6 protein-coding genes and 1 other RNA gene are annotated in these 7,635 nt (G+C 72.8%); 3 read left to right on the top strand and 4 right to left on the bottom strand.

Annotated features, from left to right (window positions below; genetic code table 11):
* Positions 1–204 precede the first annotated feature (204 nt).
* Entirely contained in the window at positions 205–2,214 is a 2,010-nt protein-coding gene (locus ACFU5G_RS07795) for a cytochrome P450 (RefSeq protein ID WP_377242441.1), read from the top strand.
* Positions 2,215–2,482: 268 nt separating this feature from the next.
* Here the strand turns inward: ACFU5G_RS07795 and rnpB are convergent.
* Together rnpB and ACFU5G_RS07805 are read right to left on the bottom strand one after the other, a co-directional pair.
* Positions 2,483–2,881, bottom strand: an RNA gene (gene rnpB / locus ACFU5G_RS07800) — RNase P RNA component class A.
* Between the two features lie 67 nt (positions 2,882–2,948).
* Entirely contained in the window at positions 2,949–3,317 is a 369-nt protein-coding gene (locus ACFU5G_RS07805) for a tautomerase family protein (protein WP_377242443.1), read from the bottom strand.
* Positions 3,318–3,624: 307 nt separating this feature from the next.
* Between ACFU5G_RS07805 and ACFU5G_RS07810 the strand changes: the two genes are divergently transcribed.
* Both ACFU5G_RS07810 and ACFU5G_RS07815 read left to right on the top strand, forming a co-directional pair.
* Complete coding sequence (locus ACFU5G_RS07810; RefSeq protein ID WP_377242445.1) at positions 3,625–4,467, top strand: YaaA family protein; 843 nt, start codon at positions 3,625–3,627, stop codon at positions 4,465–4,467.
* A 197-nt stretch (positions 4,468–4,664) separates the two neighbouring features.
* Positions 4,665–5,969, top strand: a complete 1,305-nt coding sequence (locus ACFU5G_RS07815) for an MFS transporter (RefSeq protein ID WP_377242447.1) — start codon at positions 4,665–4,667, stop codon at positions 5,967–5,969.
* A gap of 61 nt (positions 5,970–6,030) precedes the next feature.
* On the opposite strand, the gene ACFU5G_RS07820 is transcribed toward ACFU5G_RS07815, so the two are convergent.
* Together ACFU5G_RS07820 and ACFU5G_RS07825 are read right to left on the bottom strand one after the other, a co-directional pair.
* Positions 6,031–6,753, bottom strand: coding sequence for a histidine phosphatase family protein (locus ACFU5G_RS07820; protein ID WP_377242449.1), 723 nt, complete (start codon positions 6,751–6,753; stop codon positions 6,031–6,033).
* A complete protein-coding gene (locus ACFU5G_RS07825) occupies positions 6,750–7,505 on the bottom strand; it encodes a zinc ribbon domain-containing protein (RefSeq protein WP_377242451.1) in 756 nt (251 codons plus the stop codon). Before ACFU5G_RS07825 ends, ACFU5G_RS07820 begins: the two co-directional genes overlap by 4 nt.
* Positions 7,506–7,635 lie beyond the last annotated feature (130 nt).

Below are 7,635 nucleotides of genomic sequence, written 5' to 3' on the forward strand. Positions count from 1 at the left end.
TCACTCTTTTACGCAATGGTCACACGGCGACCCGCAAGGGCCCAGCTTTCTGCCCGGTATGTACGTTATGTTTAACGTTGTCCGTCGGCAGACGAGATGGTGTCTTGGCTGAAGAAGGAGCCCCCAGTGCCTGACCACAGCGGTAGATCCCGGAAGACGACAGACGCCGTCGCAGCCAGTTCGGACCGCGAGTCCCGCCGCCGCGTGACCAAGCTGATCCGGCACCTGAGCGCGCCCGAAGGGCGCGCCGACCCCCACGCCGTCTACGACGAGCTGCGGGCCATGGGCCCGGCGGTACGCATGCCGTGGGGAGCCTGGATGGTCACCTCGCACGGCGCGAGCCACGAGGTGCTCAGCGGATCCGGCTGGCGCACCGTGGACGCCGCCTGGCGCACCGCGCGCCAGCCGACGTGGGTGCGGCACCCGGGCCTGAAGTTCCTGCACGACTCCGCGCTCGGCACCAACCCGCCCGGGCACGCCGGGCTGCGCCGCAGCCTTGGCTCGTTCGTCTCGCCGCAGTCGGTCGCTGACCTCACACCGCAGATCGTCCAGACCGTCCACGAGTACCTCGACCGGTTCGATGCGGTGCTGCGCGCCGACGGCGAGGCGGACTTCGGGGCCCTGGTCGGCGACCGGCTGCCCATGGCGGTGCTCTGCATCGTTCTCGGGCTGCCGCGCGAGGACATCCCGCTGCTGTGCGAGATGAGCCGCAAGCTCTCGAACGTGCACGACCTCGCGCCGAGCAAGGCGCGGATGGCGCAGGCCGACCGCGCGGGCAAGCTGTGGAACGCGTACTGGGAACAGCTCGTCGCCCAGCCCAGACCCCGGCTCCCGGAGGACTCCCCGCTGGGAATGTGGCTCGACACAGAGACCGACCCCGCGGTGCGCGCGGTGGCCGGCTCCCAGCTCAACGTCATGATCGAGGCGGGCCTCGAGACGACGACGTCCCTGCTGTCCGACGGCGTGGTGCAGCTCCTGCGCCGGCCCGACCAGGCCACGTGGATGCTCGAGCACCCGGAAGCCGTGCACGGCGCCGTCGAGGAGCTGGTTCGCTTCGTATCGCCCGTACAGCTCATGACCCGGTACGCGGCGCAGGACACGGAGCTGCCGGGCGGCATCCCGGTGACAGCCGGGCAGATCGTGCACGCAGTGGTCGCCGCGGCCAACCACGACCCCGACGCCTACGACTCGCCGCACGACCTGAACCTCTCGCGCCCACCCCGCCGCAACCTCGCCTTCGGCGTGGGCATGCACTACTGCCTAGGCGCGCCGCTGGCCCGTCTGGAAGCGACGACACTGTTCCCCGAGGTGCTGCAGCGGTTCGATCTCGAGTTCGCCGGGCCAGTGGGCTACGACGAGACCCTCGCCTTCCGCGGAACACGTTCGGTACCGGTACGGCGGCGACCCCGTCCAGCCGCGACCGCGCGTGCTGGTGCGGCGGTGGCCGCTGGTGAGAGCGCGTCCGCCACCGGACCCGTCGTGGTCAACCGCGAGGACGCCGTGCTGGTGGTGACCCTCACGCGACCCAACGGCGACAACCGGCTCGACCGAGCGACGCTGACCGCCCTGGGCGACGTGCTCACGACGCTGCCCGACGACGTCGCCGCCGTCGTGCTGCGCGCCGAAGGGCGCCACTTCTGCATAGGCGGCGACCTGGACGAGCTCGGCCAGCTCGCCACCAACGACCCCGACGGCTACCGGAACCTCGTCGAGCTCAGCGACGAGGTGCTGCGCGCCTGGCGCACCTGCCCGGCGGTGACAGTCGCGGCGCTGCACGGCAACGTCGCCGGAACAGGGCTCGGGCTGGCGGTCGCGAGCGACCTGCGCGTGGCCGCCGAGGACGCACGGTTCCGCGCGCCCGAGACGGTCGTCAGCATCCCGGTGGGTCCGAGCGAGGTGCTGGACCGCCTGGTCGCCGAGATCGGTTCCGGCCGGACCCGCGCGATGCTGCTGCTCGGCGATGCCATCAACGCCCAGGAGGCGCTGGAGGGCGGGCTCGTGCAATCCGTCGTCCCGACCGAGAACGTGTGGGCCGAGGCCAAGCGCCTGGCCCGACGCATCGCCCGGCGCGACCGGGAGGCTATCCGCGTCACCAAGCAGACGATGGCCCGGCTTCCGCACGACGGTCCCGATCCGACGGAGGGCGCCGACGTGTGGGAAGCACCACTAGCCCAGGCCCTGCGGCGCCGGATCACCCTTGCCGACGCGAGGTAGCGACTCCTCGTCGACGAAAGGCCGGCGGGGCCAGCGACAATGCTGGCCCCGGGAAGCGCGCCCGAGACGATCGTCAGCATTCCGGTCGGCCCGAGCGCGGTACTGGACCGGTTCAGGCACGACTGGCCACAAGGACGCGAGTGAGACCCTGGAAACCTACTGGTATCACCACGGCCTTCAGGCCAGGCGACCATGGCGCAACTGCGAACGTGATCTCGCCCCTGGAAGCCTCCGACTGATGCTCCGATGCAGGTCAGGGCCTTAAAAGCGGACGAGCCGGTCTGTACGCCGGGTTCTGTTCCCGCGCGCGGTTACCCCCGCGCGGGCGACGGTCATCCATCTAGGCCCTACGTTGCCGCAGGGCTCGAGCGGTCTACCCGACTGTGCTTCTCGTAAGAGAATCGGGCGAGCAGCCCTCAAACACAGTCTGTCTGACCTTGCTCCAGGTGGGGTTTACCTAGCCGCCGCCGTCACCGGTGGCGCTGGTGGTCTCTTACACCACCGTTTCACCCTTACCCCCGGTCCGAGGACCGAGGGCGGTCTGTTTTCTGTGGCACTGTCCCGCGGGTCACCCCGGGTGGCTGTTAACCACCACCTTGCCCTGTGGAGCCCGGACGTTCCTCGGCGGGCACCCGAGGGTGCCCGACGCGACCGCCCGACCGACTCGTCCGCAGGTAGAAGAGTACCGTCAACCCTCCACTCCGCTCGCCACGGCGGCCGGTTGCACAGAGCCGTCAGACGTCCACGCGATAGCTCAGTGCCAGCTCGTCCCCCGGCATCCCGCGGATCCCCCAGTTCTCGCGCGGGCTCTCCAGGATCACCACCTCCAGGTCGTCCGCGGACAGACCGAGTTGCGGCGCGACGTCGTCGTACAGCGCGGCGATCAGCGCGCGCTTCGCCTCGCGGCTGCGGCCGGTGAAGCAGACGATCTCGACGACCAGGTAGGCGTCGGAGCGCGGGGCGAGCAGGTCGCCGTCGTCCAGCAGGAGGAAGCGGTGGAACCGCTTCTCCGGCGGGAGCTGCCAGGTCCGCACGAGCGCCTGGTGGAGCGCGTCGGAGACCTCCGCGCGCCGCCCGCCCCACACCGACCGGTTCCCGTACACCTTGATCTACGCCATGCGCGCCACCCTAGGGGGCGGCCCCGGAACGCTGACGTGCCGGAGCAGTGTCGCTGTGTGTCGACAACGCCTACCGAGTGCAACACAGTTCAGGGACCGACACTCCCGCTGAGGCCGCTAACCGCCTCATCCCCCATCGACCGGCGAGCCGAACGTAGGGTTCGTCGCCGTCTGAGCGGCCAGAACGCGACGAACCCTACGTTCGCCGGCTGCGCGTTCCACGGTCACCGGCCGCGGGCAGCGTGACCGGCCTCATGCGCGCACACCTGGGTCCGCGACCTAGGCTGAGCGGGTGCTCCTGCTCCTTCCGCCCTCCGAGGGCAAGACACCCGCGCCCGACGGCGCCGCTCCCCTCGACCTGACCGCCCTCGCCCACCCGGAGCTCACGGCCCGACGCCGGCAGGTACTGGCCGAGCTGGCGCAGGTCAGCGCGCAGCCCGGTGCGACGGCGGCCCTCGGGGTCAGCGACGGGCTCGCCGAGGAGGTGGCGCGCAACACCGCGCTGCACGAGGCCCCCGCGGCGCCTGCCGCCCAGGTCTACACCGGCGTCCTGTACGCGGCGGCCGGCCTCGCCGGCCTGCCCGACGCCGCCGCGCGACGCGCCCAGGAGAGCGTCCTCACCTTCTCGGGGCTGTGGGGCGTGGTCGCGCCCGGCGACCGCATCCCCGCCTACCGGCTCGGCATGGGCGTCGGCCTGCCCGACGCCGGCCGGCTCGCCACGTTCTGGAAGCCCGCCCTGACCGAGGTGCTGGACGCGCGGGCCGCGGGCGACGTCGTCGTCGACTGCCGGTCCGCAACCTATGTCGCGGCGTGGAAGCCGCGCACCGTCGGAGTGGGCGCCGACGGGTCGGCGGCCGCCGAGTGGGTGGAGGTGCGCGTGCTGCGCGAGACGGACGGGAAGCGGAGCGTGGTCTCGCACAACGCCAAGCACACGCGGGGTGTGCTCGCCGGACACCTGCTGCGGCGCGAGTCCGAGGCCCGGACCAGCGAGGACGTGCTCAAGGCCGCCCAGGAGCTGGTCGGGTCGGTGGTGCTCACCGAGATCGGCTCCGGCAAGGACCAGACGCTGATCGAGGCGAACCTGCTCGACGGGAAGCCCCGCGGGCCACGGACGCTGGAGCTCGTCCTGGCGTAGGGCGGCGGCTGGGCGGCCGGCCTGTTCGAGGCTCCCCTCGAGCCCGTCTGTTCGACGCTCGCCCTCGGGACTCTCCTTCGAGGCCTAAGTTTCTTCGCTTTCGGGCGGGTGAAAGCGAAGAAAAGTCGCGCCTCGAAAGGGATGAGCTGGGCCAGAACCCTGGCGCCAGAGCCAACCGACCGGTTGGATGTGCGGTCATGAGGATCAGCAGCCTGACGGGCGCCCGAATCGCAGTGGCCGCGGCGTTCTTCGCGCAGGGCTTCGTCTTCATCAGCCTCACCACCCGGCTGCCACGGTTCCTGGAGCAGTGGGGCATGGACGAGGTGGCGCTGTCGCTCCTGCTGCTCATGATGGTGCTGCTCGCCGGCGTCGGGTCGCTGGTCGCCGAGCGCGCCGCGCACCGGGTCGGCAGCGCGCCGATGCTCCGGCTCGGGCTCGCGCTCATGGTCGTCGCGGTCCCGGCGATCACGCTGGCCCCCGCGGTCGGCTTTTTCGTCGGCGGGGTCGCGCTCTACGGCGTCGCGCTCGGCCTGGTCGACGCGACCTCCAACATGCAGGCCGTCGACCTGGAGCACCGGTACGGCCGCCCCATCCTCCCGTCGTCGCACGGGTACTGGACCACCGGCGGCATCATCGCCGCCGCCATCGCCCTGGCCACGGGGCACCTCTCCCCCGAGGTCGGCGCGTTCGTCGCCGTCGTGCCGCTGGCGGTCGCGTTCGCGCGGTTCGTCCCGCGAGCCGCGGCCCGGACCGACGTCGTGCCGGGCGTGGACGTCGCTCCTGGCCTGACGCCCGGGGGCGCGAGCGAGACGCCGAACCACGCCGCGCCGTCGGACGCCGCACCCGTTCCCGCGCCGATCCCGTGGAAGCCGATCTGGCTCGTGGGCGCCGGGCTGGTCGTGTTCTACATGGTCGACACCACGGCCTCGACCTGGGGACCCGTCTACCTGGCACGGTCGTTCGACGCACCCGGCAACCTCGTTGCCCTCGCGACCTTCCCCTACCTCGTGACGTCGATCGTGGTGCGGCTGGCCGGCGGGGCGCTCGTGACCCGCTTCGGTGTGACGCCGCTGCTCCGGATCGGGGCGGTCGTCGCCAGCGGGGCCCTCGCGCTGGTGGCCCTGGCGCCGACCTGGCAGGTCGCGGTGGCCGGGTTCACGGTGCTCGGCGCAGCGGTCGCCCTGGTCGCTCCGCTCAGCTTCTCGGCCGCGGGCCGCATCGCCGCGGGGCCGACGGCGGAGGGCACCGCAGCAGAGGGCACCAGGGCAGAGGGCACCGGGGCAGACAGCACGACGCCGGCCGAGCCCGACCGCGCCCGCACCGACGCCGTCATCGCGCGCTTCAACCAGTTCAACTACGTGGGCGCGCTGCTCGGCGCGGTGCTCACGGGCTTCGTCGGCGCCGACAACCTGCGGCTCGGGTTCGCCCTGCCCGCCGTCCTCGTGCTGGCCCTGGTGCCGCTCGCGCCGGCCTTCGCGCGGGGCGCGCTCAGCCGGCGGTAGCTCAGTCGGCGGTAACTCAACCGTCGGTAGCTCAGCCGTTGGTCACTTAGCCGGCGGCCACTCAGCCGTCGGTAGGGACGCCGACGGCGGTCACCTCGGTGCTGCCGTCCGCCCAGAGGCGCAGCACCGACAGCGACGCCGGCGGGATGCGCAGCCGGGACCAGGTCGAGGCGGGCGCCCCCAGCGCCTGCCCGACGGCGGTGCGGATCTGCCCGGCGTGCCCCACCACGACGACGGTGCGGTCCACGCCGCCGGCCAGCAGCTCGACCAGCCCGTCCCACACGCGGGCGCCGAGCTGCGCGTACGACTCGCCGTCCGGCGGCGCGAACGTGCCGGTCGAACGCCACAGCGTCATCGCACCGGGCCACTCCTGCTCGATCTCCGGGACGGTGCGCCCCTCCCACTGCCCGAACCGGAACTCGGCGAACCGGTCGTCCGTGCTGACGTGCAGCCCGAGGCGTCGTCCGACGGCGGCTGCCGTCTCCTGGGCGCGCACCGCCGGGGACGCGACGAGCGCCGTCGGGCGGGGCAGGTCCGGCCAGAGGCCGCCGCCGCGCATCCCGCCCGACGACGCCGCGCCCGCCCTGGGCTCGCGCCCGACGCGGAACACGGCGTCTGCGGCCTGGGCCGCCTGGATCCGGCCGCGGGGGCTCAGCGCCGGGCCCGGGACGTCCGACCCGGAGCCGACGCCGGCCTCGGTCAGCGGGGTCACGCCGTGCCGCACGAGGACGACGGTGAGCGGCAGGGCCTCGTCCAGGCGCGGGGATGCTCCCGCGGAGCTCATCCGGCGGCAGCGCCCGTCGGGGAGGCGACGCGCACCAGGATGCGGCCGCACTCCTCGCAGCGCACCACGGCGTCGGGCGCGGCGCTGCGGATCTTCGCCAGGTCGACGGGCGGCAGGTCCATGCGGCAGCCGTCGCAGCGGTTGCCGTTCAGCACCGCGGCGCCCGTGCCGCCGAGCTGCGCGCGGAGCTTCTCGTAGAGGGCGACCAGGTCCGCGTCGAGGCCCTCCACCGCGGTGACGCGGCTGGCCGCGAGCGCCGCGCCCTGCGCGTCGAGGTCGGCCCAGCCCTTGTCGCGCTCCCCCTCGACCTTGGTCTTCTCCGCGACGAGCTCGTCGTTCGCGGACTCGACCTTGGCCAGCGCGTCCTCGTGCGCGTCGAGGCGCTCCATGACGTCGAGCTCGACCTCTTCGAGCGCGGCCTGGCGCGCGGCGAGGGAGCGGAGCTCGTCGGTCAGGGCGACGGCGTCCTTGGCGCTCACGCTGCCGGTGTCGAGCCGCTGCTGGTCGCGCGCGGCGCGGTTGCGCACCTGCTCGACGTCGCCCTCGGCCTTGGTGAGCTCACGCTTCAGGTCTGCCACCCGGGTGCGCGACTCGACGAGCGAGGCGCGCAGGTCGGCGATGCGGCCGTCGAGCTCGGTCAGCTGCGTGAGCGCCGGCAGGCTCTTGCGCTGGTGGGCGAGCTGCTGCGCGCGGGTGTCGAGCGCCTGGACCTCCAGCAGCCTGCGCTGGTCTTCGGGTGGTGCAGTTGCCACGGGAGGCGTCCTCTCGGTCGTGATCTGGGGGTGGTCCAACGCTACCCCGCGACCGACGGCGCGGGCGCACCCGGACCGGGACCGCGCCGGGAGGCCCCGCCTGTGTCAGACGCTCAGGTCACCCGGGTGA

The sequence above is a fragment of the Promicromonospora sp. NPDC057488 genome (genome assembly GCF_042802395.1).
Taxonomy (GTDB): domain Bacteria; phylum Actinomycetota; class Actinomycetes; order Actinomycetales; family Cellulomonadaceae; genus Promicromonospora.

Coding starts and splice junctions, on each gene's coding strand:
- ACFU5G_RS07820 (WP_377242449.1), bottom strand. CDS start 6,753: ATGAGCTCCGCGGGAGCATCCCCGCGCCTGGACGAGGCCCTGCCGCTC.
- ACFU5G_RS07815 (WP_377242447.1), top strand. CDS start 4,665: ATGAGGATCAGCAGCCTGACGGGCGCCCGAATCGCAGTGGCCGCGGCG.